Genomic DNA, 25,761 nt, shown 5'->3' with positions numbered 1-25,761 from the left:
CAAATTGGCGGCGTTAGGCTTTTCTACGTTGGGAGGAATAATACCAGCCCGAGGCGAGCCCCACGAGCAGCCCGCCCAAGTGAGCTTCATTGGCCACGTTGCCAAAGCCGACGGTACTGGCGATGTCGGTCATGGTGAACACCATCCAGCCGAGCATGAAGACCACCAGCATTTGCGGCACGAAGAAACCGCTTTGCGGGGCACGGCGGGACATAAGCCACACATGGGCCAGCAACGCATACACCACGCCAGACATGCCACCAAACAGCACCGTTCCAGTCACGTATTGCGCCAAGTTGGCACCAATACCGGCGACGAGAAGTAGTAATAGCATCATTTTACTGCCCTGGCGCTGTTCGATCTGTCGGCCGAAATACCATACCCACATCAGGTTGAAAATCAGGTGCATCCAACCGAAGTGCAAAAACGCGGGAGATAACAAACGCCACACCTGCCCTCCCATCACGGTGTCCGCTAACGATCCGTACACCAGCTGACCGCCGGAAATACCCACCGGCACGATGGTCAGGGCCACGACCAGCAAATCGCCAAACACGCCGCTCAAGGCGAATACCAGCAGGCTGACACCGATCATGAGAGCCGTCACCGGGACATGACGCAGCGTCGTGGTGAGATGCTGGACGTTGGCGGCTCGCCGCGGTCGAGCCCCGTCGAGAATCAGCGGTTCACCCCGCTCCCACCGCCCGACGACGGCCTGGAGCTCGTCACGTTGACGAGGGTCGGCCACCCAAAGCAGCTGGCCCTCGGCTTCGTCCGTAATGCGATGGCCAATACGGTAGTGCCATAACGCTTTGCGCAGTGCCTGTGTGTCTGCGCCCGTGGGTAAGAGCATGACGGGATGCATGGCATCTCCCTACTATCCAAGTGGTCGTGCGCCTGAGCGCTAGAGGGCCAACGGATAAACAAAAAAATCCGGCGGAGGGGGCCGCCGGATAAAAGCAAGGGATCATTCAAGGGAACACTTACTCTGATATCCGGCAACGGGGTTAGTTCAGCTGTTTTGCAAAAATTATGTAACCATATGTAACGCTTTAGTCGCCCGCTTAATCAAAATCGATTTCCCACGGCTTAGGTAACGCACGCTCTTCTCTAGGCACTTGAATCCAAACGAAATGATCGGCATTAAGCTGTGTTTCGCCGCTCCAACGATATGCCACTAAACGGCCAAATTTGACGGCGCTATAATCCAGGCAAGCGATATTGGGAGCTGGCAACGCAGGAATCCCTTCACACCAATAATGCCCAATGAAGAGCGGCGGCTGGTCGGGCCCATAATAACTTAGCCGCTGTCGTTCGCTCTGGCTTAACGGCTGCGTCTCTAGGTCGCCGGGCAAGTTGTCGGGTTGAAACACGACATCGCCCCACTGCTGCGGGTTGGCCGACCAAAAATGCGCACGAAAACTTTGCCGGGTGAAACCATCCCCAGAGTGAATCGCTACCCCGGTCGGTAACGGTATGTGGGGGCCACGAGTGAGTCGATCAAGGATGCGATACGCCTGGGACGTCGGGTCGGTGGATTCCACCAAAAACTGGCTATCCATCCGTGCAGAGGGCGCACGCTGCTTGAGTTCATGGATCAGCGTCGCGTCCCAGCAGGCGTGCACGACGCGAATGCCGTCCACCTCTAAAAAAAGTGGGATGGTTTTAAACCATGCCAGCGTATCTTCCCATTCGTTGGTGTGGTCGCGGTATTGATCGAGCGTGTCTTGAATGATGCGATTGTGGCGCGGCGTGTGCTCACGCAGCCAGCGCTTGCCGCTGCCTCGTGGCGCAGGGTGGGTATAGGCCAGCGCATTGTATTCGTGGTTCCCCATGACGATATGGGCCTCGCCCGCCTCCACCATGCGCCGGGCAATGGTAACGGCAAGTCGAATGCGTGGCCCGCGATCGATGAGGTCGCCCAAAAAGATCACTTTGCGTCGGGGGTGACGGTAGACACCACGCCGCTGGTGATACCCCAGCTTCTCGAGCAGCGTTGCCAACGTCGCGCCGCAGCCATGGACATCGCCGATGAGGTCGTAACCCTCCATATCAATCCCCTAGCCGATGGCTCCAGCCGAGCTTACTGCGCAGCACGTCGTAGAAATTGTGCCCAATGGGATGCACCAACTGAACGCGCTCCGGCTTACGGGTGATGACCAGCACATCGTCAGGTTTGGCCACCGCGCGCGTTTGGCCATCGCAACTGATATGAGGGTACGTCTGGTTGGTTTCGCCGATATGAATGCGTATTTCACTGGCCGCATCGATCACGATGGGCCGACTCGAGAGCGTGTGTGGGAACATGGGCACTAGCGTCACCACATCCAGCTTGGGATGCATGATTGGCCCACCACCGGACAGCGCATAGGCAGTGGAGCCCGTTGGCGTGGCCACGATCAGTCCATCACTACGCTGGCTGTAAACGAACTGCCCATCAATAAACAGCTCGAACTCGATCATGCGCACCGCTTTCCCGGGGTGCACGACGACTTCGTTCAGCGCGTCGCCACTGCCCACCGCCACCCCATTGCGATAGAGCACCGCATCCAGCAGAAAACGCTCCTCCACCTCGAACTCGCCCGCCAAGACCTCGCCAACGCGATGCTCTAGCTCATCCGGTGAAATATCGGTAAGAAACCCCAGCCGCCCACGATTAACGCCTAGAATCAGCGTGCCGCTGCGACACAGAGTACGGGCGGCCCCTAGCAAACTGCCGTCACCGCCCACCACGATCACGAGATCGCATAGCTCGCCCAGCATACGGCGGCTCGCCTCGGGCAAACCGTGCTGCGGTAGCGCCGTGGCGGTTCGGTCCTCGATGAGTACCTTGTAGTCATGCTCGGTCAAATAGCGGACCAAGCGTTGCAGCGAGTCGACGACTTTGTCACTGCCAAGGCGGCCAATCAAGCCGATCGTCTTGAAGGGCTTCGCTGGGTGACGCGGGCTACCGGTATGGGAGCTTGACGATGGGGTGTTAGACATGGGTGACTCTCGCTAGCATCAACCCACATTATGGAGAGGAAGGCGGTATCGAGCAAATCACCCGGCGCGGCAGAAGTGCTCCTAGCGCCGGGCAAATCAGCGGTTTAGCTTGCGGCAGCCGCTACCTTTCGGCGCTGCAGCCACCAGTGGTTCAGCCATAGCGAAGCCCCCATGATGGCCGCCCCCAGCAGCAGCTTGTCCAGCTCGGCATCGCGATTCCAGATGACGAGGTTGACGACCAAGCCTGCGGGGACCAACGCATTGTTCATGATGGCGAGCGTGCCCGCATCGACCTTCGTGGCGCCCTGGTTCCAGGCGAAATACCCGACGCCCGACGCCACGAGCCCCAGCCAGGCCAGCACGCCCCACTGCAGCGACGTGGTGGGCAGCGCCGAGTTATTGCCGAACAGCAAGAAAGCAGGCAGCGCCACCAGCATAGCCCCGATGAAGAACCAGCCAAACACGTTGTGCCATGCCAGCGTGGGCGGCAGGTCGGATGCCAAACGGCGATAGCCGACTTGCCCAATGGCAAAACAGAGGTTAGCGCCCTGCACGACCAGAAAGCCTAACCAAAAGCCGCTATCTACTCCATCGTAGCGAATGACGCCCGCACCGATCACCGCCAAGACAGCGGTGACCAAATAGATCGGCGTAAAACGCTTGAACATCAGGTCGTCCAACAGCGCGATATACACCGGTGTGAAAATGGTGAATAACAGCACTTCCGGCACGGAGAGCAGCAAAAAGGAGTGATAAAAGAAGGTGTACATCACGCCGAGTTGAATGGCGCCCAGCGCCATCAACGCCAACCGCTGTTTACCGCGCAGCAGGCTGGGACGTAAAAAAGGGAGAAACACCAGCATCGCCAGAGTGACCCGTACCAGCACGGCAAAGTAACTGTCCACCTGACCAGCGAGGTACACCCCAATCAACGAGAACGAAAACGCCCATAGCGCCGTTACGCCTACCAGATAGCCCATTCGTAAACCTCAAACAAAGAGTTAGTTGACGGGAATTATACGTCATTCGCCTCTCCTGCCAATGGGCTAGCGGCAAAAGAGAAAGCTAGCGCTTGTTCAACCACACGAACGCATAGATAACGCCGGGGAGCCAGCCCGCCAGCGTCAGCAGTGCGCTGATGACGACACGTCGAGCACCACCATCGGTCAACCCCAGGGCGAGGGGCGGTAGTAACACGGCCAGCGCGCGGTACGCCCACTGCAGTGAGGCCGGCTCGTCGGGGGTGGCGCTGTCCGTCACGACGGAAGAGGGCTCCGAGCGGGTCGTGGTCTCTTTCACCACCGGCGCAGGCGTAAAGTGCTCGACGGGCGCATTGGCTCGTTCGGAGGCCGCCTTTTCTTTGGCGAGCGCTCGACGGTGCGCTTCTTTGTCGATTTTTTGTTCCAGGGAATCCGCACCGTCGGCCAGGTCGTCATGGTAACGCTCCCAATCTTCCCAATCGTGGGGCGTGCCTGCCTTGGGACGACGCTGACCCGAGCCACGGGCACGCTCCCAGGCTTTCTCTTCCAGCGTATTGGGCTTGTCAGGATCTCGATCCAGGCCGACGCCTTTACGGTTTAGGTATTCACGAGCGTCCATCGCGACTCCTCACAGCGGTTGAGGCTTATTTAAAAAAGCAAAGCGTTGAATAGAGACAGTATGGGGGCAGTGCAGGGTGAGTTAAATCACCTACAGTAAGAGAATCGGCGGCAGCCTGCCGATGATGATAAGGAGTGCCCTCATGAACAAAAACATTCCGGACACCGTTCGAGACATCATGTCTCGCGACTGCTACCGCGTCTCAGGAGAGACATCCATCACGACACTCGCCCAAGGGCTGGCACTGCATCGGCTGCCGGGGGCGCCGGTCGTGGATATGTCGGACCGTTTGATCGGCTTCATTTCCGAGCAGGATGTCTTGGGGCACGTGCTCGATAGCATTTATCATGACCACGAGGCTCCCTTGGTGCGGGAACTCATGCGTCAAGACGTGCTGACCACCTCGCCCAACAAAAGCGTGACCGATCTCGCGCAGGAAATGCTCGGTGCCAAGCCGAAAATTTACCCGGTCGTCGAGCAGCAACGCTTGGTGGGCATCGTCACGCGTCGGGATATTCTCATGGCTTTACTCACGATTCGTCGTCATTAAGCACGTGAATACCTAAGCCCTCGGGCTTTGCCCCATATATCTATAAAAAAACCTATAAAAAAATACCTACAAAAAAAACCGCTGCTTGAATAAGCAGCGGAAGCAAGGGATCGAAAACAATAGCCAGAACAACACTATTAGCGACTGCCATCGCGATGTTGCCTGTACACTCTCAGACACTGCTCAGGGAAAAAGTTCGCAAAAGGTTAAAATTTTCGTCTTGCCGGACGCAGGCGTATACTGGGCATCGACTCTGATACGGGCGCTGAACTTGGCGTCCATCTTGATGCGGGCGGGAGCATAAGATGGCACTTTATCTACTGGTGTTAGGCGTGTGTGTACTCGTGATGGGCGCCGTACTGCTAGTGCTGATGAACGCAGGAACACCCCGCTATCGTACCGAACCCAAGGATTTGATCGCCCTTTTTGACAAAGCCCTGGAGAGCAGCGTGAGCGAGACGGAATGGAACGCCTTGATTGGCTACCCCATTCGCCACGACGAGTATCTCGACAATATTCGCCGCCGAGCGTCCCACCTGATGGATACCCATGGCAGGCGCTGGCAAATTGCCCAAGGCAAACCGCTGCTCAATCAAGAGGGTTACGCAGAGCTTAAAGCTCTGCGCGATCATTTAGCGGCACATACAGCGCTTCGTCAGCGCTAACCACGCTGCAGCGACGAGGAGAACCGTATGCCGAGTACCATTCGTCAAATTCCCTTGGAAACGGCGACGAAGCATCACTCCCACGATTTTCACCAGATCGTGATTACGCTTTGCGGCTCCTCAGAGTTCGAAATCGAAGGGCTGGGTGGACGAGTGAATGCGTTTTCCGGCTGCATCGTGCCCGCTAATCATGAGCACTACTATTCCGGAAACGGCCACAACCGCCAACTCATTTTGGACCTTCCCGAGGATGCGCCCGCCCTGACAGGCGAGCATCGTGAATTGGTGGCGCTCTTCGATGCGCCACGCTTTTTCGCTCTGGACAGCCCACTACGCCACTACCTCACCTTCGTTGAGAGTGAGCTCGCCCGAGGATTTGACAACTCTGCGACCTCTTTTCAGCAGGACCGACTGGCCGCCACGCTGCTCGGCTCGCTAAAGGCGCGCCTGGGGGCATCGAGTACGGCAACCCAGCGGCGCATCGATCTCGATCAAATTGACCGCTTCATACGCCGCCATTTGGCAGACGAGCTGCGCGTGGCAGATCTGGCCAAACTTGCCTGTCTGAGCGAGGCGCACTTCTCCGAACGGTTTCGCGCTCAAACCGGCCTTTCGCCCTGGCAGTACGTTCGTCGGCAGCGCCTTCATGCGGCGCGCCAGCTCATCATGCAGAGCCGCCTGCCGCTTACCGATATTGCCATTCAAACCGGGTTCGCCAATCAAAGCGCCCTATCCCACGCGTTTCGACGCAGTTACGGTGCCTCTCCGCGCCAGTTACGCCAAGGATTGACGGGGCCATCTCTCGATACCGGTCACCGTTCGGCGAGCCCTTCAACGGTGCTATCTCCCGCCAGCCCCCCAACGGGGTCAGGCGTTCTCTCGTCTCGTCGATAGCTAACGAGACGCTACACTATAAACGTCGTTGGATGGGCCCCTCGCAAGCGCCGGCCAACTCTACTAAAGTCGTAAATGGGCACCGCTTGCCGAGAAATTGACACGTTTTGCCACGAAAACGACATACACCTAACGGCGGCTAGCTCTACATTCGAACGTCAGCCTGGGCACCTGCCCTGCCACCACTTTTAAACGTTAGCTGACACAGCTATCCGTTCATGCTGTTCGTTTCAGACCTGTCTTACGGGGGCCTCAATGCTCAATGCTAAAAAAATGCGTGACCCTGCCACCTGGCAAACCGACCTCGATACGCTGATGCAGCGTGTCAGCGAACACTATATCGTCGATGAAGATGCCTACGTAGGCGAGCTGATCAAGCTGCTCAACGCCGACCAAGACGATTTCGCGCGCATTGAGGCCAACACGGCAGCGCTGGTGCGCGACGTTCGCAACATGGACACCGCCGTCGACACCATCGACGAGCTGCTTCAGCAGTACAGCCTGGATACCCACGAAGGGCTGATGCTGATGTGTCTTGCCGAGGCGATGCTGCGTATTCCGGACAAAGCCACCGCCGATGCGCTGATCGAAGACAAACTGGGACCAGCCGATTGGCAGTCCCACGTGGGCAAGAGCGAGTCCTGGATGGTCAACGCCTCGACCTGGGGCCTGCTGATGACCGGACGGGTATTGAAGCTCGATCACCCAAAAGAGGGCCAGCCCGCCCACTTCATCAATCGCATGGTGAACCGCATGGGCGAGCCGGTCATTCGCCGGGCGATGACCGAAGCCATGAAAATCATGGGCAAGCAGTTCGTCCTGGGTCGCGACATCAATGAAGCGCTAAAGCGTTCCAAGCCGCTGTTCAATAAAGGCTACACCTACTCCTACGATATGCTAGGCGAAGCCGCACGCACCCGAGCCGATGCCAAGCGCTACTTTGACGATTACGCACGCGCCATCGAGCAGGTCGGTAAAGCGTGTAAGTCCCTTGGCGACAAAACGCCCGCCCCGTCGGTCTCCATCAAACTCTCTGCCCTGCACCCGCGCTATGAGTTTGGCCGCCGCGAGCAGGTGTTGGCCGAGCTGGTAGATACCGTCATCCAACTGGTCAGCAAAGCGCGCGAGCTGGATGTCGCGGTCACCATCGACGCCGAGGAAGTCGATCGTCTGGAGCTTTCACTGGAAGTGTTCCGGGCGATTTATCAAAGCGACGCCGTCAAAGGTTGGGGCCACTTTGGTCTGGTCGTTCAGGCGTACTCCAAGCGTGCGCTGCCGGTGCTGCACTACATCAACCGCTTGGCCGACGAGCAAGGCGATGAAATTCCGCTGCGGTTGGTCAAAGGCGCGTACTGGGACAGCGAGATCAAAGAGTCGCAGCAGCTGGGCATTGACGGGTACCCGGTTTACACCCGCAAGGCGTGTACCGATGTGGCCTACCTAGCCTGCGCACAGTTCCTGCTGTCGGACGATACCCGTGGCCGCATCTTCCCTCAGTTTGCGACCCACAACGCCCACACCGTCACGACCATTCTGGAGCTGGCGAACCACGACAGCCGCCCGTTCGAATTCCAGCGCCTGCACGGTATGGGCGAAGCGCTTTACGACGCGGCCCTCGAGCGTGCTCCCAAAGGCACCTATTGCCGTATTTACGCACCGGTTGGCGCCCATAAAGACCTGCTGCCCTACTTGGTACGTCGCCTGCTGGAAAACGGCGCTAACTCGTCTTTCGTTCACCAGATCGTCGACCCGGACGTGCCGGTGGAGTCACTTTGCCAGCACCCCATCGACACCCTGCGCCAGCAGAAGACGTTCTACAACAAGCGTATTCCGCTGCCGAAAGACATTTATGGGCCGAAGCGTCGCAACTCCCGTGGGGTCAACCTCAACATCCGTAGCCATTACTACCCGCTGATGGAAAAGATGAGCGGGTTCATGGACAAGCAGTACCCCACCAAGCCGCTACTGGCCTTTGATGTGGCAGACGACAGCGCTAACACGCATAGCGTGACCTCGCCTTTTGATCGCCGCCAAACCGTTGGCAGCGTGCAGTGGACCAGCAAAGAGCAGGCGGCCAAAGCCCTCGATGCGGCTTGGGAAGCCTTCCCACGCTGGGACGCAACGCCCGTTGCCGAACGCGCTGCGATTGTGCGTCGGCTGGGCGACCTGATGGAAGAGCACATGGCAGAGCTGATGACACTCTGCTCCCGCGAGGGCGGCAAGCTGCTCACCGATGGCGTCGATGAAATCAAGGAAGCGGTCGATTTCTGCCGCTACTACGCCATGCGTGCCGAGGAGTCGTTTGGCGAGCCCATCGAGCTACCTGGTCCCACCGGCGAATCCAACCGGTTGACCATGGGCGGTAAAGGCGTTTTTGCCGCCATCAGCCCCTGGAATTTCCCGGTGGCGATTTTCTGCGGACAAATCGTTGCCGCGGCCGTGGCGGGCAACACCGTGCTAGCGAAACCCGCTGAGCAGACGTCTATTGTCGCTCACCGCGTCATCGAACTGCTTTACGAAGCGGGTATGCCCCGTGACGTGGTGCAGCTGCTGCCGGGGGATGGCCCGACCGTAGGCAGCGTATTGACCTCTGACCCACGCATTACTGGCGTGGTCTTCACCGGCGGTACCGACACGGCGCAAATCATCAACCGCGCGCTGGCCGCCCGCGAAAACGCGCCGCTCCCCACGCTGATCGCTGAAACCGGCGGCATGAACGCGATGATCGTTGACTCCACCGCCCTGCCCGAGCAGGTCGTCGTGGATGTCATTCAATCGGCGTTCCAGAGTGCTGGCCAGCGCTGCTCGGCCCTTCGGGTGCTCTACCTTCAGGAAGACGTTGCTGACCGCGTCATTGAAATCCTAAAGGGTGCAATGAGCGAACTGCGCATTGGCGACCCCCGCGACCTGGGTACCGATGTCGGCCCCGTCATCGATGAAGACGCGCGCAACGGCTTGATGGCGCACATCGAAAAGCTCAAAAGCGAAAACCGCTTGGTCGCTGAAACGCCGATGACCGCGGAGCATACCCAACACGGCACTTTCGTACCGCCAGTGGCCTTTACCATCGACAGCATCGACGCCCTGACGCGCGAGCAGTTTGGCCCGGTGCTGCATATCGTGCGCTTCAAAGCACGCGAGCTTGATAAGGTCATCAATGACATCAACGGCCGGGGGTATGGCCTGACGTTTGGGGTGCATAGCCGTAACGAATCCTTTGCCGCTGAAATAGCGCAGAAAATTCGAGTAGGCAATGTGTATATCAACCGTAATATCATCGGGGCTGTTGTTGGCGTTCAGCCGTTCGGTGGCCAAGGGCTGTCCGGCACCGGCCCGAAAGCGGGCGGTCCGCACTACCTGCAGCGCTTCGTGACCGAGAAAACGATTACTAACAACACCGCCGCCCTAGGTGGCAACGCGTCGCTTCTGGCGCTAGGGGATGAGTAAACGGCTCATCAATACAACTAACCTGAACTCCTGAAAAGGAACCGTCTCATGGTTGACAATAATAGAGCAATGGCCCTGGCACGGGCGGCCTGTCTAGGCCGCCCACCGGGCACGGGGAACTTTGCACACACGCGTACCCATCAACTCTCTCATGCTTCGTCGCGCGAAGGCGCGACGGCTGGTAGTGACATCACGACTCAGGGTTAACAACAACAAGGCTGTGTCATGGCCGTGACGATTCGGCCAACGCAGCCCCTGTCGATGCTCGCCGTGTACAAAAGGGTCAGCACCCGCCGATGCTTTTGTACGTAGCGTCGTCCTCACACATTGGAGAAGTTTCATGGCTACAGGTGTATGGATTAGCTTATTCGGTTACTTCGCGCTGATGATCGCCATTGGCGTTTATGCAATGCGCAAGGCCACGTCTTCCTCTGAAGACTACATGCTGGGGGGGCGTACCCTCAGTCCACAGGTAGCGGCCCTCTCAGCGGGCGCGTCGGACATGAGCGGCTGGCTGCTGCTGGGGCTACCCGGTGCCATGTTCGTTTCTGGCCTGGGCTCTGCTTGGATCGGCATCGGCCTTCTGGTGGGTGCGTTCTTCAACTGGCTGCTGGTAGCGCCGCGCCTGCGTGAACAAACCATTCACTACGGCAATGCCATTACCATCCCGGCCTTTTTGGCCAACCGCTTCCCGACCCGCGCGCTGTCGCTACGCACGGTATCGGCCGTCGTCATCGTGATCTTCTTTGCCGTCTACACCGCGTCAGGCCTCGTCGCGGGTGGCAAACTGTTCGAAAGCGCTTTCACCGGCGTTTACAACTTCGGTGACATGAGCAACTACGCCATGGGCGTGATCATCACCCTGGGCGTGGTACTGATCTACACCGTCGTAGGCGGCTTCCTCGCCGTGAGCATGACGGACTTCGTTCAGGGCTGCATCATGATGCTGGCGCTGATCATCATGCCTGCCGTCGTACTGTTCGGTGAAGGCGGCGGCGGCTTCTCGCAGGCGTCTCAGACGCTCAATGAAGTCGATCCCACGCTGCTGTCATGGTCAGAAGGTCTCACGTTCATTGGTTGGCTCTCAGCGGTCACCTGGGGCTTAGGCTACTTTGGTCAGCCGCACATCATCGTGCGCTTCATGGCGATCCGTTCGCAGAAAGACGTACCGACGGCCCGTAACATCGGTATGGCGTGGATGCTCATCTCGTTGATTGGTGCCGTGTCTCTGGGTATCTTTGGTCGCGCTTATGCCATTCGCAACGGCTTGGACGTTCAGGATCCGGAAACCATCTTCATCGTGCTGGCCAACCTGCTGTTCCACCCGCTGATCACTGGCTTCCTCTATGCCGCGCTGCTGGCGGCCATCATGAGCACCATTTCCAGTCAGCTACTGGTGTCCTCTTCCTCGTTGACCGAAGACTTCTACCGCCTGTTCCTGCATAAGAAAGCCTCGGAGCAGCAGTGCGTTGCCGTGGGCCGTATCTGCGTCGTGCTGGTGGGTATCGTCGCCGCGATCATTGCTTCGGACGAAAACTCTCAGGTACTGGGTTTGGTGAGTAACGCCTGGGCAGGCTTCGGTGCGGCTTTCGGCCCGCTGATCATCCTGTCGCTGATGTGGTCACGCACCAACGGTGCGGGCGCCGTTGCCGGTATGATCGTAGGTGCCGTGACCGTCATGCTGTGGATTGCCCTGGGCTGGAACGGCTCCTTCATGGGAGGACCGGGCATCTATGAAATCATTCCTGGCTTCATCGCCTCGTTCATCGCCATTCTGGTGGTGAGCAGCGTGACGGCGGATGCTGGCGAATACAAGCACATCGACCGTCAAGACGCGTAATACGTCGGTTTGATGCAGCAGGCTCAGCGGGGAAACCCGCTGAGCTTTTTTATGGGCAGCGTTCTCACGCCAACACTCCCTACGAACTCCCCAACCCCCTCCCCCTTTGCCCCAGGTCAATAACGCTCTCGCACTGGCTCGATACACTGGCTCCAGGGTTAACGCAACCCACCATCCTCACACGATCGTCCAGGAGCCACGCTATGCGCCTTTTATCACTGCCCACTCTATTCACCGCCGGACTTGCCGCCGCTACCTTAGCCGCCAGTTCCCAGGCGTTCGCCTATGGGGCGGGCGATATTTTCACCCGCGTGGGGGTCGCCAAGGTGGCGCCCAAGAGCGACAACGGCTCGCTGGCCGGTGGGGCTTTCGCGGTCGATGTTCAAGACAAAACCGGCCCTGCGTTTACACTAGGCTACCGCTTCCACGATAAGGTAGGTGTCGAGTTACTGGCCGCGCTTCCCTTCGAGCACGACATTGCCCTCAACGGCGACCATCTCGCCTCCACCAAACACCTGCCGCCCACATTGACCCTACAATATTATCCGTTAGGCGGTAGCGAGTCGCCGGTGCAACCCTACGTCGGCGCGGGCATCAACTACACGCGTTTTTCCGATGAGCGCCTAGCCATTGGCGAACTCGAGCTGGACGACGCCTGGGGCGCCGCCGCCCAAGTGGGGGTCGACCTACTGATCGACGAACACTGGGCACTGAACGCTGCGGCGTGGTACCTGGACATCGACACCGACGCCAAAATCAATGGGGCTGCTGCAGGCACTGTGGCCATCGATCCCATGGTGGTCATGGCGGGATTGAGCTACCGCTTCTGAGTCCACGCAGTCGCGGCAAAAAAATGCCCAGGGCGTTCGCCCTGGGCATTGTCGTTGACGGCACGTCGCTCTTAATTCTCGGTGACGATTTGGTCGACCCGCTCCACCGCCTTGACGACCAGCACCTGATCGCTGGCACGCGCTTTCTCCTGCATCATGTAAGCCGCCACCGCCGGAGCGACATCGCACTTGGCAGGCATGGCGGCTTTGGCATCGATTAACGCGTTCAAACGCGCAATGAACACATAGCGCACCCACTGAGGCAGCGACATGGTATCGATACAGAAAGGCTGCTGGCTGGCAAATGCCGACGCATCGGGCGTGGGGGTGCGCCACAAATTCGCGGCCTTCATGGCGGCTTCAAGCTCAAGAAGCGCGGTTTGAAGCTGTTGATGGACGCTCATAAACACCTTGGGGTTGGTCAATGTTGACGCCCATTATCCCAACTCTGTGGGTAAGTTGCCACTCGCGAGCCTCTCTCTAAGGCGTTATTCACAGATTCACAGAAAACCTGCAAGAGGCTGTGGATAAACTATGGAAAGGTGTCGCCACCGCTACTCTCACGCGGCTTACGCAAAGTTGTTCAATTTTTAACCACTTAGACAATAAAGCACGGATTAATCAACGGTTGCGGCTGACAGTGGCAAACCAGCAAGGTAGAGTGCAGGCTTGAAAAGCGGAAGGATGTCATGCAGCCAATTCACACCCTTGATGAGTTTTTTACGCGCAGCGGTGCGGAGGTATCGCTTTACCATATGGGGCGCCGGGTCACGGCGTGTCCACGAGACGTATTGCGCGCTTTCGAGAACGCCGAATACGCATGGCCCGAGCCTTGGCAGGGTCAGGCACGGCTCGCCATTGTCTTCCGTTTGGGGGCCATGGAAGAGCCTGCCATTTGGTTCTTGGCACTGCCGCTGGATGAGCAAGGCATGCTCTCGCCTGCCCAACGTGACGGGTTTATCAATCGTCTGTTGGAAACACTAGGACGCAACGCCGCCGCGACCGACCTGGACGCAGCCGACACCGCCGATGTCGATCACCTGATGAAAGATAATCCACTGGCGTTTACGCCGGACATTACCTTTCAGGCCATGCTCAATGCCCGGGCCACCCATGCGAGCGGCTTACCGGCCAGCCAGCACCTTGAGCCAGTAGAGGCGTATCTGAGCGGTCAACAGTCGATCGATTGGCAAGCCTTGGGGCTACAAGGCATTGCCGATTACGTCGTTCGCTTGGATACCGCGACGGCAGACGCGCTCGCCGGTCGCATTCCCGACCTGCCGACAAGCGTCATCCACTCCCTCTGCTACTGCTTAGAGCACAACGCCCTACCGGACGCCCTGGTCGATGCCCTACGTTTGCGAGGTGAACACGCCGCCAGTGACGGTGACCTAGAGACGCTGTGCGCCTGCGTGCGTGCGGTAGGCAGCTCGTCTGCGGCAACGGCAGGCACGTGGTACACCCAGCTGCTAAACGACTCGGCCGCGTGCGGCCCCGACTTGATGGCCGCCATGGCCGGGCGCGGGTGGCCGCTGCTGGAAGACGCCGAACGCCTCCCTCTCTTCCTGCAACGTCTGGCGGAAGACGAGCGCAGCCACTTTGCGGCTGCGGTACGGGACATTGCGTTGATTCCTCGGCTACGCTTACCCGTTATGCTAACCCTGCGTGACGCGCCCACGGGGTCCGCCATTCAAACGCGTTTATCGGCCATGCAGCCTTCCCCAAAAGGCTAGCAGGAAGCGTCATCACTATGTCTTGTTTCTCTTATATCGTCAGGAGTGCGCTGTGAAGGAATTACCCTATCAGGCCAAAGCTGTCATCGGCCGCCGCGAAATGGTGACGTTACCTGAATTAGGGCTTCACCTTTGCTGCAAAGCCGATACCGGCGCGCGAACATCGGCGCTGCACGCCGAAGAGATCGAAACCCATGAAGATGCCGACGGGCAGCTATGGGTAAGTTTTCTGACTCACAGCGGTGGGCCCGAGACGCCTGCCCACCGCTACCGGTTACATTTGCACGACCGTCGCCGCGTTACCAGCTCGAACGGCCATAGCGAGTGGCGTTATGTCATTCGAACTCCCATGCAACTGGGCGAACTGAATTTTCCGGTTGAACTAACACTGACCGACCGTAGCAATATGCGCCATGCGATGCTGCTAGGCAGACGGGCCATGCGCCGCCTCCTAGTTGCCCCCGGCGCGGCTTTTTTGCACGGCGAGCCTTAAACACATTTCAACAATCCCTTTTTTGGCCCGGAGCCCTGCATGCACATTGCCTTACTTTCCCGTAACCGCAACCTTTACTCTACCCGCCGACTGGTAGAAGCCGCCGAGCAGCGTGGCCATACCGCTCGCGTGGTCGATACCTTGCGTTGTTACATGAGCATCGCCTCACACCACCCCTCCATTCATTACAAAGGCGCAGAAATCGAGCCATTCGATGCGGTCATCCCCCGCATTGGCGCATCGGTGACCTTTTACGGCTGCGCGGTGCTGCGCCAGTTCGAAATGATGGGCACCTACGTCATCAACGACTCGGTGGCGATTACTCGCTCGCGCGACAAGCTGCGCTCGCTCCAACTGCTCTCTCGCAAGGGGCTGGGTCTGCCAATCACCGGCTTCGCCCACTCCCCGGACGATATTCCCGACCTGATCACCATGGTGAAAGGCGCCCCGCTGGTCATCAAACTCCTAGAGGGCACTCAGGGAATCGGCGTGGTCCTGGCAGAAACCAACCAGGCGGCAGAGTCCGTGATTCAGGCCTTCATGGGCATGAAAGCCAACATCATGGTGCAGGAGTACATCAAAGAAGCTCGCGGTGCGGACATTCGCTGCTTCGTGATTGGCGATAAGGTCGTGGCCTCGATGAAGCGTCAGGCAGCGGACGGCGAATTCCGCTCCAACCTGCACCGCGGTGGCACCGCCAGCGTGATTCGCATTACGCCGGAAGAGCGCTCTACCGCCATTCGTGCGGCCAAGGCCATGGGGCTTCGCGTGGCGGGGGTAGACTTGCTGCGCTCGAACCACGGCCCGGTGATCATGGAGGTCAACTCATCGCCGGGACTGCAGGGCATCGAGAGTGCAACCGGTAAGGACATTGCGGGCATGATTATCGAGCACATCGAAAAGAACGCCGTTCCTGCGCGCAAGGCGCCGCCCAAGCCTAAAGGCTAACGGGCAAATGCAAAAATAATCCCTATTAGGGGTGGCAAATCAACGCTGCCACCCCCACAATCTGCGTCACCGAAGGAGGTAGACGCTCATGTTTCTCGACAATCGCCAAGTGGCGATGGACAGCGTTCTGGAAGCGCTGGCCGATAGCATTGATTATTTCCAGGACAATATCGAACGCCTGCGCCCCTCCCTGCGCGATGCACTGAAGCCGCACTATACCGAGCGACTCAAGCAGATGCGCAAGCTGCAGGAACTAGCCCGTGCGCACTTGAAAATGCTGCCTCGGGATGCCGATGTCGAGCGGGATGACTTTCTATGGCTGTGGAGCCGTTTGAAGAGTTTCGTGGGCAACGATAGTCAAGTACTGATCAATGAGCTGTTGGAACAAGAGCGTGTGCTCATGCAGGCCCTCTCGACACTATTCACGCACCCTCTGCCCGACCCCATCGAGCCCGTCGTGGATGAGTGCATGCAAGGGTGTCGCAAACTCATCCGTGAGCTCTACAGCCTGCAAAAACGCAAGACCCGCCGTTGATCGGCGGCTCTTTGAGGGTGTCGACCTTGGCATACTCAAAACCTGTGATGCCCTACTGCGTCTCCCTGCCGGATTCTAAGCGGTCTTGTAACAGCCATACGCCGTCTAGTTCTAACACTTCCGACGCCTCTCGGGCATCTTTGCTACGGCGAAGCTCGATGGGTTCGGCGGGACCAAGAAAGTACGGCTCTCTTCCCCAGAGATAGAGATCACCCACGGTCGCAATACGCGCCACCCACTCCCGCGCCCTCAATCGCCACTCATCGGCGGCTGGTTGCTCTTCCGCTATGCAGCCCGTCACGTCCATTCCCAGTGCTCGACCAATGAACAGCGCGCGCGGCAAGTGCCAACTTTGAGTGACCAGCAGTGCCTCTTGTAGCTGAAACACATCCCGCGCGCGCACCAGGGTGTCGTAGGTACTGAAGCCCGCGAAATCCATCGTCAGCTGGTCGGCGGCCACGCCACGGCGGTATAAGTCTCGCCACATGGCGCGCGGCTCGTTGTACGCTTGAGTGCGGTTATCTCCCGATAGCAACAAGTGCTGCACGCGCTGATCGGCCACCAGCCGGGCAGAGGTGCGCATTCGGGCATGGAAGTGCGGATTTCTGAGCCCGCTGCGGGTCCAGTGGGACGTGCCAAAGACAATGGCCACATCGGTAGGTCGGCACTGCTCCAAATGGCCATCGATGTAGCGGGAAGTGCTGGCCAGCACCCATAAATTACCCGCTATAAACAGCAATGTCGCCAGCAGCAACAAGGCTCCTAGCGACATTAGCAAACGCTTCATCCAACGTAATAACAGGCTGTGCATCCAGCTCCCCAACAGGGGTTAGAACATGCCGAGCTCTAGCTTGGCTTCGTCGCTCATCATGTCACGGCTCCAGGGCGGACTGAAGACGATTTCGGTATGCACCTTGTTGATTTGCGGTGCCCCCAAAATTTTATTGCGCGCATCGGCGGCAATCACGTCTCCCATCCCACAACCTGGCGCGGTCAGCGTCATACGGATAGTGACCATCCGTTCACCGCTAATCAAGCGTTCGATACGGCAGCCGTACACCAACCCCAAATCGACGATATTGACCGGAATCTCCGGATCAAAGCAGGTGCGCAGTTGGTCCCATACGAACTGCTCGATCTCTTCATCGCTGGCACTCTCAGGAAGCGTCGGCCGGGGGAGCGGTTCTAGACCCAGCGCGTCCAAGTGCCGCCCCTCGATCAAGTACAAACGCCCTTGAAATCCGACACTCACCGAGCTGCCCTTGGCTTGCATCACACTGACGACGCTATCTTCCGCCAGCGTTTCCGTTTTTCCAAACGGAATGGCAATGGCGTCCACATCACGCTGCAGCGGTAGTTGTTGGCCTCGTTCGAGGCTAGCCACTTGCTCGATATCCATAGCAGTCCTTAACGTACCATCCCAATTACGCGGTTAAGCGCCGCCACGAAGGTATCCACTTCATCGAGCGTATTATACGCAGCAAACGATGCGCGACAGGTGGCCTCGACACCAAAATGGTGAAGCAGCGGCTGAGCGCAGTGGTGCCCGGTGCGAATCGCGACGCCCAACTGATCGATGAGCAGACCAATGTCTTGGGCATGTGCCCCCTCGACCACAAAGGAGAGCACGCCCGCTTTGTGTGGCGCGGTTCCCAGAATACGCAGCCCGTCGATTTGACTGACGGCCTGAGTGGCATGATTCAGCAACACGGCCTCCCAGGCGCCAATCGCATCGACACCGATGCCTTCCATCCACTCCAAAGCGCGGCCCAGGGCCACGACCTCGGCAATGGCGGGGGTGCCCGCTTCGAACTTGTGGGGAATGCCCGCAAAGGTAGTGCCAACGTCGAAGGAGACGGTTTTGATCATCTCACCACCGCCTTGCCATGGCGGCATGGCCTCCAACAGCGCCTGCTTGCCGTAGAGCACGCCAACACCCGTAGGACCGTATACTTTATGGCCCGAGAAGGCGTAGAAATCGGCATCGATCTCCTGCACATCGACCTGCTGATGCGGTGTGGCCTGCGCGCCATCGACCAGGATCAGTGCGCCCTGCTGATGCGCCAATGCCGCCATCTCTTTCACGGGGTTGATCGTGCCCAGCGCGTTGGAGACGTGGTTGACGGCCACCAGCTTGGTACGCTCATTCAACAGTTCACGGTATGCCTGCATATCGAGCGCACAGTGGTCATCGACCGGAATCACCTTGATGGTGAACCCACGCTCGGCTGCCAGCAGCTGCCAAGGCACGATGTTGGAGTGGTGCTCCAGCATCGAAATCAACACCTCGTCGCCCGCCTTGAGCTCACTGCGCCCCCAGCTTTGAACGACGAGGTTGATCGCCTCGGTAGTACCCCGCGTGAAGATGATTTGACGGGCATCTTCGGCATTGAGAAACGCTTTGACACGATGGCGCGTGGCTTCGAAAGCCGCTGTCGCCTCATCGGCCAGCGTGTGCAGCCCACGGTGAATATTGGCGTTATAGCGCGAGTAGTAGTCGCTAAATACCTCGATCACCTGCAGGGGCGTTTGGCTGGTGGCCGCATTATCCAAATAGACCAGCGGCTTACCGTGCACTTGACGATTTAAAATCGGAAAGTCGCCACGCAGCGCCTCAACGTCGTACGCCGCAGTGCTGCCCGCCATGGGCTTCTCAATCACGCTATGGGGCATCGATGACTCCTTGATTAATCGTTGAGCGCAGCCGCCGCTTCGACCAGTCCGGCCAAGTTGAAACGCTCCGGCAACTTGCCCGCCACCGCTAGCTCGACGCGCTCGGCAATGGCATCCAACGCCACTTGCTCTAGCACTTCTCCAGCGAACGCCAGCGTCAGCAGGCCACGGGCGGTGGCTTCGTCGATACCGCGGGTACGCAGTGCGTAGATCGCGTCCTCGTCCAACTGACCGGTGGTGGTGCCGTGCGAACACTTCACATCGTCGGCGTAGATTTCGAGCTCGGGTTTTGCGTCGATTTGCGCGCGATCCGATAACAGCAGGTTCTGGTTGCTCTGGAATCCTTCGATCTTCTGGCTGTCACGCTTCACGTAGACCTTACCATTGAAGACACCGTGAGCGCGGTCATCCAGAATGCCTTTGTAGTTCTCGTTCGAGAACGTCAGCGGGGCGTTGTGGTTGACCTTGGTGTGGTTATCCACGTGCTGACGCCCCTGGCCAAAGAACAGCCCATAGAAGTTCGTTTCAGCGCCCTGCCCGTTCAAATCGCTAATCAGGTCGTTACGTACCAGCGCGCCGCCCAGATTCAGGTTGTACGAGGTGTAACGGCTATCACGATTTTGCTCTACATGGATGCTCGCCACGTGCAGATCGCCAAGCGGCGCTTCCTGCAGCTTGTAGTGGTTCAAAATCGCCCCACGATCCAGCATCAACTCAGCCACCACGTTGGTGAAGTTGGCGGCGTCCGCCTCGCCTACGTAGTGCTCGATCAACGTGGCTTCGCTACGCCCAGCGGCTTCCACCAGAATGCGCGGGTGGCTCATCACCGGCGTGCCCGCGCGGGAAAGAAACTGCAGCAAAATGGGCTTTTCGACGACGGTGCCCTGCGCGATGCGAACCACGGCACCCTCTTCCATGAACGCCGTGTTCAGCGCGGCAAAGGGCGAGAAGTCGACGCCGGTCAAACGGCCCAACGGACCACCAACGGCTTCATGGTTATCCGTCAGCGCCTTGGAGAGCGGCATGACCTGAACGCTGTCGGGAAGCGCATCGAGGTCCGACAGCGCTGCCGAGAACACACCATCCACGAACGTCAACCGGTAAGCATCCAGGGGCAGCGTGATGGCAGCCGCCTGGGCCTGGGAGAACTCGGCGCTCTCTGCCAACGCAAAGTTGCCCTGGGCGATGGCGCGGACATCGGTGTATTTCCACTCTTCATCACGGCGGGTCGGAAAGCCCATCGCTTCGAAGCGGGCCGCGCCCGCCTGACGGCGAGCGGCGATCCAGGTGGGCTCGCCAGCGCGCTGATGACTGCGCGCCGCTAGCGTGTCCAGAAAGGTTTGGGTATCGCTCATGCCACGGACTCCTCAATGCCTTCGTAACCGTTGGCCTCTAGCTCTTTGGCGAGCTCGGCATCGCCGGTTTTGACGATGCGGCCGTCGACCAGTACGTGGACTTTGTCCGGTACGATGTAGTCCAGCAAGCGCTGATAGTGGGTGACCAGCAGAATGGCGCGCTCTTCGGCACGCAGGCTGTTCACGCCATCGGCGACGACTTTCATGGCGTCGATGTCGAGGCCAGAGTCGATTTCGTCCAGCATGGCCAGCTTCGGCTGCAGTACCAGCATCTGCAGAATTTCGTTGCGCTTTTTCTCACCGCCGGAGAAACCTTCGTTCACCGCACGCTGCAGGAAGCTGGCGTCCATTTTCATGAAGCCGAGCTTCTCTTTCACCAGCTTCATGAATTCGGGGGCAGGCATTTCACCTTCACCACGGGCAGCGCGCTGAGCGTTAAGCGCGGACTTCAGCAGGTAGATGTTTTTCACGCCCGGAATTTCGACCGGGTATTGGAAACCCAGCAGCAGGCCCGCTTGGGCGCGCTCTTCGATTTCCATTTCCAGCACGTCCTGACCTTCGAACGTGATGCTGCCTTGGGTCACTTCGTAGCCATCTTTACCAGCAATAACCGCTGACAACGTGGATTTACCCGCGCCGTTGGGGCCCATGATGGCATGCACTTCACCGGCGTTGATGGTGAGTGTCAGGCCTTTCAGAATCTCTTTGCCTTCGACGGTGACGTGTAAATCATTAACTTGCAACATAGTGATCGCCTTTTGAATACATGCGGGTCGCGAGCGCGACGCCCTAAAAATGGTGTTGGGTGCCGGAGCGGTTAGCCCACCGCGCCTTCCAGGGTAACGTTCAGCAGCGCTTCCGCTTCTACCGCGAACTCCATCGGTAGCTCTTGGAAAACGTCTTTACAGAAGCCGTTCACGATCATGCTGACCGCGTCCTCTTCGGAGATACCGCGGCTCTGGCAGTAGAAGAGCTGATCTTCACCGATTTTAGAGGTGGTGGCTTCGTGCTCGATGGTCGCCGTGCTGTTACCGATCTCTTGGTACGGGAAGGTGTGCGCCCCGCACTTGTCACCGATCAGCAGTGAATCGCACTGGGTAAAGTTACGCGCACCCTTGGCACGAGGCCCGATCTTGACGAGGCCACGGTAGGACTGGTCGCTCTTACCCGCCGAAATCCCCTTGGCCACGATGTAGGAACGCGTGCCCTCACCAATGTGAATCATCTTGGTGCCGGTATCCGCCTGCTGGCGGCCGTTCGTTACTGCAACAGAATAGAATTCACCGATGCTGTCTTTACCGCGCAGCACGCAAGAGGGGTATTTCCAAGTAATCGCAGAGCCGGTTTCTACCTGCGTCCAGCTGATGCGTGAACGCTCACCGCGGCAGTCGCCACGCTTGGTCACGAAGTTGTAGATGCCGCCTTTACCCTCTTCGTCACCGGGATACCAGTTCTGAACGGTGGAGTATTTGATGTAGGCGTCATCCAGGGCGACCAGTTCGACCACGGCAGCGTGCAGCTGATTCTCGTCGCGCATTGGCGCGGTGCAGCCTTCCAGGTAGGAGACCTGGGCGCGGTCTTCACAGATGATCAACGTACGCTCGAACTGGCCCGTGTTGGCCGCGTTGATACGGAAGTAGGTGGAGAGTTCCATCGGGCACTTCACGCCTTCCGGTACGAAGACGAACGAGCCATCTGTGAACACCGCAGAGTTCAGGGCAGCGAAGTAGTTATCCGCTACGGGCACGACGGTGCCGAGGTACTGCTTGATCAGATCCGGGTAGTCGCGAATCGCTTCGGAAATGGAGCAAAAAATCACGCCTGCTTCGGCCAGCTCTTTCTTGAAGGTCGTCGCGACAGAGACGGAGTCGAAAACCGCATCGACGGCCACACCTGCCAAGGCTGCACGTTCATGCAGCGGAATACCCAGCTTTTCGTAGGTTTCCAGCAGTTTAGGGTCTACCTCGTCGAGGCTTTGGGGACGATCTTCTGGGCGCTTGGGCGCACTGAAATAGGAGATCTCTTGATAATCGATGGGCGGATAGTCGAGGTGCGCCCAGGATGGCTCTTCCATCTTCAACCACTGACGATACGCATCCAGACGCCACTCCAACATCCACTCGGGCTCGCCTTTCTTCTTGGAAATGAAGGCAATGGTGTTTTCATCAAGGCCAGGTGGCAGTGTGTCGCTTTCGATATCGGTTACAAAACCATCTTTGTACTCGCGACGAACCAACTGTTCCATTTCTTCGCTTGCCATGGTGATACCCTCCGGGCAGTTGGGTGGCGAGGTCAGCTCGCCGTCAATAGGGTGATAGACCTAGCGGCTTATGCGGATGCCGCCGATAGGCTAATGCTTTGGATCGGTAACTGTACGGGCAGTTTGATAGGTGTCGTGTCGGCCAAGTGCGCCAACGTCACACTTTCGAGTAACGTACGAATGGCCAGCGATACTCGCTGCCAGTTGTCGGCCACACCGCAGGTGGCCACCAAGTCGCACTCACCTTCGGCTTGGCTGCACTCGGTCATCGCGACGGGGCCTTCAATGGCACTGATAATGTCAGCCGCCGTGATGTGCGACGCAGGCCGCGCTAGGCGATAACCACCTTGAACCCCACGCTGCGACTCCAAGAGTCCTGCTTTCACCAGCATTTTAAGGGTTTTACTCACGGTGGGATGGGGTAGCTGTACCGCGTCTGCTAAGTCAGCCGCCGCATGCGACGCCTGGGGATGACGGGCAATTTGTGCCATCACCACAGCGGCATAATCTGTCAGCCGAGAAAGCTTGAGCATAGTCACTCCGTTTGCCATCGCGTTGGGCCGAACCGTTGGCCTACCCGCTAATTGGGTACCATTTTAGTCCTGTATAAATTTGATGTGAAGCCCTTCTGCAAAATCCTTATCAAATAGCGCGACTTCTTAGCACGTTCGCGGCTGATAACATCAAAAAAGCCAATCATTATCATTTAGGAAAACTATGACATGGACATAAAAAAGCCTGCTCGCAAGCGGCAGGCTGTCAGAAGGCGGGATTAAGAGGTGACTTTCTTGACGAACATGGACTTCAATTTCATAGGACCAACACCGTCGACTTTACAGTCGATGTCGTGATCGCCGTCCACCAATCGAATGTTTTTGACTTTGGTGCCTACTTTGACGACCGAGGAGCTGCCTTTGACCTTGAGATCTTTGATCACGGTCACCGAGTCACCATCGACGAGCAGGTTGCCGTTTGCATCACGAATGCCATCATCCGAGACCGCCTCGCTGTCGTTCGCCTCTTCCGACCATTCATGGCCACACTCGGGGCAGACATATTGCAGGCCATCATCGTAGGTAAACTCGGAGGCACAGGCAGGGCAGTTAGGCAGGTTACTCATCAAAGGCTCCATCGCAGCAGACAGTCAGGCAAACAGTAGCAAGCGACGGAGCCTACACGGCTTGAGCGCAATGCTCCAGCCTGGTGCCGTATTAGCCGCGCTGGTAGGTACCAACCAGACGATTCATTCCCAGCAGATGGGGCTCCACGGCGGTGAGTAGCTCAGGCAATGTCAGCCCCTCGGGCAGTGACGTCTGTTCGTCCAGCGCCAGCACCCAGAAATAGTAAAGGTGGCTGCCATGCCCCTCGGGAGGCATGGGCCCACCGTATCCTGGCTTGCCGAAATCGGTCATGCCAGACGTTCCCAACGCGGTATTTTCTTCCAGCGAGGTGGTCTCAGCAGGCAAGTTGTAAAGCACCCAGTGAACGAAACCGTAACCGCCCTCCTTCACCAATGGCGCATCCGGATCATGACAGATCACCGCATAGCCCTTGGTACCTTCCGGGGCCCCCTCCCACGACAGCGCTGGGGACACGTCTTCGGCCTCGCCGGTGTGCTTGGCAGGAATCGCTTGGTGATGTGCAAACGCCGAGCTGGTGACGCTCATTGAAGATAGTGCAAAAGCCATAATGCTCTCCTATGCGACGGGTGTGATAGCAAAACGTAATGTAGCGAAGAATTTAGCGTAACTCTAACTGCGTGGCGTAACTCTCCCACCACTGCCGTGCAATGCGCCGATTCTCCTGATTGGCACTAGGGTCGAGTACCGTCGGCAGTCGAACGGACTCCCCCCCTGTCTGAAAAGTCACGAGTGGGTCCTGGGTGGCTAACTGCAGCGCATACAGCACCAACATCAGTTCATACGCGTCATCGGTATGAAGCCTAGCAAACAGCAGGGGCACGGCCGGCATGCCAATCTCGCCCAAACGTTCCGCAGCAATGTACCAAGGCCTTGGGTAATCGGGCCCGCCATACTGGCTGACGAATCGACGGTCCGCTAATCGGCTGACGTAATAGGCGGCTTCTTCTTCTGGGCTCACCTGGAGCGGCGGCGCCCAATCGTCGGCATGCGCCACGGAGGAAGGCGGCCCTTCTTGCGCGCTGGGCGCTGACGCCGTTTGATGAAGAGCGGTAGCCGTCGGGCGGTCGTCATGGGCAGTCGGGCGTGATTGCCCTGCACACCCCGCCAGTAAGAGTGTCAATGTATAAAGAGTGGCGATTCCTATCGCTTTGGCCTGCTGACGCATGACGCAATTCCCTGGTTGATCGTTCAACGCTTGATACCTTATCCAAGATGCCGTGTAAGAGCGTTTGATGGGTGTACCCAAAGGCGACTAGGCTTTGCCATGGAGTGCTTACAGTGTGGCACCTCTTGAACTCACCGCCAATTGCCTGAAGAACGTCGAATGAAACGCTTATTAATCGTCGCCCACTCCCCTTCCGTCAATACCCGTGCCTTGCGCGATGCCGTGCAGCGAGGGGCAGAACATGACGATATCGAATCCGTGACGTGCATCGTCAAAACGCCCTTCGAAGCAGGGCCAACGGACATCCTCCATTGCGATGGCATCGTCCTGGGAACGACTGAAAACCTAGGCACCATGAGCGGCGCGCTGAAAGATTTTTTCGACCGCAGCTACTACGGGGTACTGGACGAGAAGCAGGGCCTGCCCTGCGCGCTTTATATCCGTGCAGGACATGACGGCACGGGTACTCGTCGGGCGGTGGAGAGCATCGTCACAGGGCTACGTTGGCGCTGGGTTCAGGACCCGCTGATTTTTCGTGGCGAGTGGCAGGAGGCGTTTATCCGCCAAGCCGAGGAGTTGGGCATGACTCTCGCTGCCGGGTTGGATAACGGATTGTTTTAACGCCTTGAAACGAAAAACGGCACCGC

27 protein-coding genes are annotated in these 25,761 nt (G+C 58.3%); 11 read left to right on the top strand and 16 right to left on the bottom strand.

The window, feature by feature from the left end; translation table 11 throughout:
• Window positions 1-13: 13 nt before the first annotated feature.
• From QIT27_RS15895 to QIT27_RS15875, 5 genes are all read right to left on the bottom strand, one after another.
• The gene (locus tag QIT27_RS15895) at window positions 14-865 is read right to left on the bottom strand and encodes a rhomboid family intramembrane serine protease (protein ID WP_159341798.1); all 852 of its coding nucleotides are present in this window, start codon (window positions 863-865) and stop codon (window positions 14-16) included.
• Between the two features lie 199 nt (window positions 866-1,064).
• Window positions 1,065-2,051 (bottom strand): metallophosphoesterase, encoded by a 987-nt coding sequence (locus QIT27_RS15890; protein WP_285264359.1) that lies wholly within the window; start codon window positions 2,049-2,051, stop codon window positions 1,065-1,067.
• Window position 2,052: 1 nt separating this feature from the next.
• Window positions 2,053-2,985 (bottom strand): NAD(+) kinase, encoded by a 933-nt coding sequence (locus QIT27_RS15885; protein ID WP_159341796.1) that lies wholly within the window; start codon window positions 2,983-2,985, stop codon window positions 2,053-2,055.
• A gap of 104 nt (window positions 2,986-3,089) precedes the next feature.
• A complete protein-coding gene (locus QIT27_RS15880) occupies window positions 3,090-3,965 on the bottom strand; it encodes a carboxylate/amino acid/amine transporter (protein ID WP_159341795.1) in 876 nt (291 codons plus the stop codon).
• 85 nt (window positions 3,966-4,050) lie between these two features.
• Window positions 4,051-4,584, bottom strand: coding sequence for a YqaE/Pmp3 family membrane protein (locus tag QIT27_RS15875; protein ID WP_285264358.1), 534 nt, complete (start codon window positions 4,582-4,584; stop codon window positions 4,051-4,053).
• Window positions 4,585-4,726: 142 nt separating this feature from the next.
• Here QIT27_RS15875 and QIT27_RS15870 point away from each other — a divergent pair, with 142 nt between their 5' ends.
• The 6 genes from QIT27_RS15870 (at window position 4,727) to QIT27_RS15845 (ending at window position 12,810) form a co-directional block, all read left to right on the top strand.
• Complete coding sequence (locus QIT27_RS15870; protein WP_159341793.1) at window positions 4,727-5,134, top strand: CBS domain-containing protein; 408 nt, start codon at window positions 4,727-4,729, stop codon at window positions 5,132-5,134.
• A gap of 305 nt (window positions 5,135-5,439) precedes the next feature.
• Entirely contained in the window at window positions 5,440-5,799 is a 360-nt protein-coding gene (locus QIT27_RS15865; protein WP_159341792.1) for a hypothetical protein, read from the top strand.
• Between the two features lie 27 nt (window positions 5,800-5,826).
• The gene (locus tag QIT27_RS15860; protein WP_253018970.1) at window positions 5,827-6,693 is read left to right on the top strand and encodes an AraC family transcriptional regulator; all 867 of its coding nucleotides are present in this window, start codon (window positions 5,827-5,829) and stop codon (window positions 6,691-6,693) included.
• Window positions 6,694-6,948: 255 nt separating this feature from the next.
• Window positions 6,949-10,140 (top strand): bifunctional proline dehydrogenase/L-glutamate gamma-semialdehyde dehydrogenase PutA, encoded by a 3,192-nt coding sequence (putA, locus tag QIT27_RS15855; protein WP_159341790.1) that lies wholly within the window; start codon window positions 6,949-6,951, stop codon window positions 10,138-10,140.
• Window positions 10,141-10,480: 340 nt separating this feature from the next.
• A complete protein-coding gene (gene putP, locus QIT27_RS15850; protein ID WP_159341789.1) occupies window positions 10,481-11,980 on the top strand; it encodes a sodium/proline symporter PutP in 1,500 nt (499 codons plus the stop codon).
• Window positions 11,981-12,183: 203 nt separating this feature from the next.
• Window positions 12,184-12,810 carry an OmpW/AlkL family protein gene (locus QIT27_RS15845; RefSeq protein ID WP_253018973.1) on the top strand — a complete coding sequence of 209 codons (627 nt, stop codon included), beginning with the start codon at window positions 12,184-12,186 and terminating at the stop codon, window positions 12,808-12,810.
• A 71-nt stretch (window positions 12,811-12,881) separates the two neighbouring features.
• Here the strand turns inward: QIT27_RS15845 and QIT27_RS15840 are convergent, their stop codons facing one another.
• Complete coding sequence (locus QIT27_RS15840) at window positions 12,882-13,214, bottom strand: YqcC family protein (protein ID WP_159341787.1); 333 nt, start codon at window positions 13,212-13,214, stop codon at window positions 12,882-12,884.
• A gap of 285 nt (window positions 13,215-13,499) precedes the next feature.
• Here QIT27_RS15840 and QIT27_RS15835 point away from each other — a divergent pair, with 285 nt between their 5' ends.
• The 4 genes from QIT27_RS15835 (at window position 13,500) to QIT27_RS15820 (ending at window position 16,519) form a co-directional block, all read left to right on the top strand.
• The gene (locus QIT27_RS15835) at window positions 13,500-14,543 is read left to right on the top strand and encodes a DUF3549 family protein (RefSeq protein ID WP_285264357.1); all 1,044 of its coding nucleotides are present in this window, start codon (window positions 13,500-13,502) and stop codon (window positions 14,541-14,543) included.
• A 52-nt stretch (window positions 14,544-14,595) separates the two neighbouring features.
• Complete coding sequence (locus QIT27_RS15830; RefSeq protein WP_153843938.1) at window positions 14,596-15,036, top strand: ATP-dependent zinc protease family protein; 441 nt, start codon at window positions 14,596-14,598, stop codon at window positions 15,034-15,036.
• A gap of 39 nt (window positions 15,037-15,075) precedes the next feature.
• The gene (gene rimK / locus QIT27_RS15825) at window positions 15,076-15,984 is read left to right on the top strand and encodes a 30S ribosomal protein S6--L-glutamate ligase (protein WP_044629759.1); all 909 of its coding nucleotides are present in this window, start codon (window positions 15,076-15,078) and stop codon (window positions 15,982-15,984) included.
• Between the two features lie 88 nt (window positions 15,985-16,072).
• Window positions 16,073-16,519, top strand: coding sequence for a hypothetical protein (locus QIT27_RS15820; RefSeq protein ID WP_159341785.1), 447 nt, complete (start codon window positions 16,073-16,075; stop codon window positions 16,517-16,519).
• 52 nt (window positions 16,520-16,571) lie between these two features.
• Here the strand turns inward: QIT27_RS15820 and QIT27_RS15815 are convergent, their stop codons facing one another.
• The 10 genes from QIT27_RS15815 to QIT27_RS15770 all read right to left on the bottom strand — a co-directional run bounded on the left by QIT27_RS15815 (window position 16,572) and on the right by QIT27_RS15770 (window position 25,114).
• Window positions 16,572-17,330, bottom strand: a complete 759-nt coding sequence (locus QIT27_RS15815) for a SanA/YdcF family protein (protein WP_159341784.1) — start codon at window positions 17,328-17,330, stop codon at window positions 16,572-16,574.
• An 18-nt stretch (window positions 17,331-17,348) separates the two neighbouring features.
• Window positions 17,349-17,918, bottom strand: coding sequence for a putative Fe-S cluster assembly protein SufT (sufT, locus tag QIT27_RS15810; protein WP_253018976.1), 570 nt, complete (start codon window positions 17,916-17,918; stop codon window positions 17,349-17,351).
• Between the two features lie 8 nt (window positions 17,919-17,926).
• On the bottom strand, window positions 17,927-19,192 hold the full coding sequence (locus QIT27_RS15805) for a cysteine desulfurase (protein WP_285264356.1): 1,266 nt from the start codon (window positions 19,190-19,192) through the stop codon (window positions 17,927-17,929).
• Between the two features lie 14 nt (window positions 19,193-19,206).
• Window positions 19,207-20,547 carry a Fe-S cluster assembly protein SufD gene (sufD, locus tag QIT27_RS15800; RefSeq protein ID WP_285264355.1) on the bottom strand — a complete coding sequence of 447 codons (1,341 nt, stop codon included), beginning with the start codon at window positions 20,545-20,547 and terminating at the stop codon, window positions 19,207-19,209.
• Window positions 20,544-21,293 carry a Fe-S cluster assembly ATPase SufC gene (sufC, locus tag QIT27_RS15795; RefSeq protein ID WP_139528441.1) on the bottom strand — a complete coding sequence of 250 codons (750 nt, stop codon included), beginning with the start codon at window positions 21,291-21,293 and terminating at the stop codon, window positions 20,544-20,546. The genes sufD and sufC overlap by 4 nt, the downstream gene beginning before the upstream one ends.
• Before the next feature lie 71 nt (window positions 21,294-21,364).
• On the bottom strand, window positions 21,365-22,807 hold the full coding sequence (gene sufB, locus QIT27_RS15790; RefSeq protein ID WP_285264354.1) for a Fe-S cluster assembly protein SufB: 1,443 nt from the start codon (window positions 22,805-22,807) through the stop codon (window positions 21,365-21,367).
• Between the two features lie 68 nt (window positions 22,808-22,875).
• The gene (locus QIT27_RS15785; RefSeq protein WP_139528439.1) at window positions 22,876-23,340 is read right to left on the bottom strand and encodes an SUF system Fe-S cluster assembly regulator; all 465 of its coding nucleotides are present in this window, start codon (window positions 23,338-23,340) and stop codon (window positions 22,876-22,878) included.
• A 239-nt stretch (window positions 23,341-23,579) separates the two neighbouring features.
• Entirely contained in the window at window positions 23,580-23,927 is a 348-nt protein-coding gene (locus QIT27_RS15780) for a zinc ribbon domain-containing protein YjdM (protein ID WP_285264353.1), read from the bottom strand.
• 91 nt (window positions 23,928-24,018) lie between these two features.
• Window positions 24,019-24,495: a YbhB/YbcL family Raf kinase inhibitor-like protein gene (locus tag QIT27_RS15775; RefSeq protein ID WP_159341777.1), complete on the bottom strand. Its 477-nt coding sequence runs from the start codon at window positions 24,493-24,495 to the stop codon at window positions 24,019-24,021.
• 52 nt (window positions 24,496-24,547) lie between these two features.
• On the bottom strand, window positions 24,548-25,114 hold the full coding sequence (locus QIT27_RS15770; RefSeq protein WP_285264352.1) for a hypothetical protein: 567 nt from the start codon (window positions 25,112-25,114) through the stop codon (window positions 24,548-24,550).
• A gap of 159 nt (window positions 25,115-25,273) precedes the next feature.
• Here QIT27_RS15770 and QIT27_RS15765 point away from each other — a divergent pair, with 159 nt between their 5' ends.
• Window positions 25,274-25,735 (top strand): flavodoxin family protein, encoded by a 462-nt coding sequence (locus QIT27_RS15765; RefSeq protein WP_285264351.1) that lies wholly within the window; start codon window positions 25,274-25,276, stop codon window positions 25,733-25,735.
• Window positions 25,736-25,761: the final 26 nt, after the last annotated feature.

Source organism: Halomonas sp. LC1 (genome assembly GCF_030247125.1).
Taxonomy (GTDB): domain Bacteria; phylum Pseudomonadota; class Gammaproteobacteria; order Pseudomonadales; family Halomonadaceae; genus Vreelandella.
The sequence above is the reverse complement of the archived record's forward strand: the minus strand, read 5'-3'. Positions and strand labels throughout refer to the sequence as shown.

Excerpts from the sequence above, each read along its gene's own strand:
- QIT27_RS15895 (WP_159341798.1), bottom strand. The coding sequence starts at position 865 with ATGCATCCCGTCATGCTCTTACCCACGGGCGCAGACACACAGGCACTG.
- QIT27_RS15890 (WP_285264359.1), bottom strand. The coding sequence starts at position 2,051 with ATGGAGGGTTACGACCTCATCGGCGATGTCCATGGCTGCGGCGCGACG.
- QIT27_RS15885 (WP_159341796.1), bottom strand. The coding sequence starts at position 2,985 with ATGTCTAACACCCCATCGTCAAGCTCCCATACCGGTAGCCCGCGTCAC.
- QIT27_RS15880 (WP_159341795.1), bottom strand. The coding sequence starts at position 3,965 with ATGGGCTATCTGGTAGGCGTAACGGCGCTATGGGCGTTTTCGTTCTCG.
- QIT27_RS15875 (WP_285264358.1), bottom strand. The coding sequence starts at position 4,584 with ATGGACGCTCGTGAATACCTAAACCGTAAAGGCGTCGGCCTGGATCGA.
- QIT27_RS15870 (WP_159341793.1), top strand. The coding sequence starts at position 4,727 with ATGAACAAAAACATTCCGGACACCGTTCGAGACATCATGTCTCGCGAC.
- QIT27_RS15865 (WP_159341792.1), top strand. The coding sequence starts at position 5,440 with ATGGCACTTTATCTACTGGTGTTAGGCGTGTGTGTACTCGTGATGGGC.
- QIT27_RS15860 (WP_253018970.1), top strand. The coding sequence starts at position 5,827 with ATGCCGAGTACCATTCGTCAAATTCCCTTGGAAACGGCGACGAAGCAT.
- putA (WP_159341790.1), top strand. The coding sequence starts at position 6,949 with ATGCTCAATGCTAAAAAAATGCGTGACCCTGCCACCTGGCAAACCGAC.
- putP (WP_159341789.1), top strand. The coding sequence starts at position 10,481 with ATGGCTACAGGTGTATGGATTAGCTTATTCGGTTACTTCGCGCTGATG.
- QIT27_RS15845 (WP_253018973.1), top strand. The coding sequence starts at position 12,184 with ATGCGCCTTTTATCACTGCCCACTCTATTCACCGCCGGACTTGCCGCC.
- QIT27_RS15840 (WP_159341787.1), bottom strand. The coding sequence starts at position 13,214 with ATGAGCGTCCATCAACAGCTTCAAACCGCGCTTCTTGAGCTTGAAGCC.
- QIT27_RS15835 (WP_285264357.1), top strand. The coding sequence starts at position 13,500 with ATGCAGCCAATTCACACCCTTGATGAGTTTTTTACGCGCAGCGGTGCG.
- rimK (WP_044629759.1), top strand. The coding sequence starts at position 15,076 with ATGCACATTGCCTTACTTTCCCGTAACCGCAACCTTTACTCTACCCGC.
- QIT27_RS15820 (WP_159341785.1), top strand. The coding sequence starts at position 16,073 with ATGTTTCTCGACAATCGCCAAGTGGCGATGGACAGCGTTCTGGAAGCG.
- QIT27_RS15815 (WP_159341784.1), bottom strand. The coding sequence starts at position 17,330 with ATGCACAGCCTGTTATTACGTTGGATGAAGCGTTTGCTAATGTCGCTA.
- sufT (WP_253018976.1), bottom strand. The coding sequence starts at position 17,918 with ATGGATATCGAGCAAGTGGCTAGCCTCGAACGAGGCCAACAACTACCG.
- QIT27_RS15805 (WP_285264356.1), bottom strand. The coding sequence starts at position 19,192 with ATGCCCCATAGCGTGATTGAGAAGCCCATGGCGGGCAGCACTGCGGCG.
- sufD (WP_285264355.1), bottom strand. The coding sequence starts at position 20,547 with ATGAGCGATACCCAAACCTTTCTGGACACGCTAGCGGCGCGCAGTCAT.
- sufC (WP_139528441.1), bottom strand. The coding sequence starts at position 21,293 with ATGTTGCAAGTTAATGATTTACACGTCACCGTCGAAGGCAAAGAGATT.
- sufB (WP_285264354.1), bottom strand. The coding sequence starts at position 22,807 with ATGGCAAGCGAAGAAATGGAACAGTTGGTTCGTCGCGAGTACAAAGAT.
- QIT27_RS15785 (WP_139528439.1), bottom strand. The coding sequence starts at position 23,340 with ATGCTCAAGCTTTCTCGGCTGACAGATTATGCCGCTGTGGTGATGGCA.
- QIT27_RS15780 (WP_285264353.1), bottom strand. The coding sequence starts at position 23,927 with ATGAGTAACCTGCCTAACTGCCCTGCCTGTGCCTCCGAGTTTACCTAC.
- QIT27_RS15775 (WP_159341777.1), bottom strand. The coding sequence starts at position 24,495 with ATGGCTTTTGCACTATCTTCAATGAGCGTCACCAGCTCGGCGTTTGCA.
- QIT27_RS15770 (WP_285264352.1), bottom strand. The coding sequence starts at position 25,114 with ATGCGTCAGCAGGCCAAAGCGATAGGAATCGCCACTCTTTATACATTG.
- QIT27_RS15765 (WP_285264351.1), top strand. The coding sequence starts at position 25,274 with ATGAAACGCTTATTAATCGTCGCCCACTCCCCTTCCGTCAATACCCGT.